This window comes from Xenorhabdus beddingii (assembly GCF_002127545.1).
Classification (GTDB): Bacteria; Pseudomonadota; Gammaproteobacteria; order Enterobacterales; family Enterobacteriaceae; genus Xenorhabdus; species Xenorhabdus beddingii.
This window is the reverse complement of record NZ_MUBK01000158.1, coordinates 1-543: the sequence shown is the minus strand read 5'-3', so window position 1 is coordinate 543 and position 543 is coordinate 1. Positions and strand designations below refer to the sequence as shown.

Below are 543 nucleotides of genomic sequence, written 5' to 3'. Positions count from 1 at the left end.
GATAGCTCGCAGGGACGGTAAACAGGAGTTCGAGGAAATGAGGCACAAACGGAATTTGGAACGCACGGATGCGTATCAATGGCTGGCGTGGCGATTGGGAATTAGTTTCAGCCGCTGCCATTTCGGATGGTTTGAGGCGGATATGTGTGAACGGGCAGCGAATATATGCAGGAGGTTTAAGTGAGAAATAACAAAATAAAATGCGCAAAACTTGCGTGTAAACATATTCATTATGAAAACGAGAGAATTATAGTGCCTGATCCTGATTACCCGGAATTTGAGATGGTTAATACTACTGTTTGTCCAAAATGCGGGGCTGATAGATTTTATAGAATAGAAGAATTGAGAGAGAATAATGACTAATTCAAATGAATGCAGAGAAGCGTTTGAAAAATTCTTATTAACTGAATTTGGTTATCCCGCAGGTGCATTAAGTAAATATGGCGATGGAAAATATTTCAATATACCTGCTCAGAATTATTGGGAAGCATTTCAAGCGGGATGGAAGCGAATCAGGAGAACAGAAATGAGCAATGATGTTAT

The 543-nt window shown here is 40.1% G+C and carries 3 protein-coding genes; all 3 read left to right on the top strand.

All coding sequences use genetic code 11. The features are described from left to right. Positions 1 to 184, top strand: a 184-nt coding sequence (locus Xbed_RS19035) for a zinc-finger-containing protein (RefSeq protein WP_244182573.1), incomplete at its 5' end; no start/stop codon positions are given. Continuing rightward, entirely contained in the window at positions 181 to 363 is a 183-nt protein-coding gene (locus Xbed_RS19890) for a hypothetical protein (protein WP_086114336.1), read from the top strand. The genes Xbed_RS19035 and Xbed_RS19890, both read left to right, overlap by 4 nt. After that, positions 356 to 543, top strand: a 188-nt coding sequence (locus Xbed_RS19025) for a hypothetical protein (protein WP_139837569.1), incomplete at its 3' end; no start/stop codon positions are given. The genes Xbed_RS19890 and Xbed_RS19025, both read left to right, overlap by 8 nt.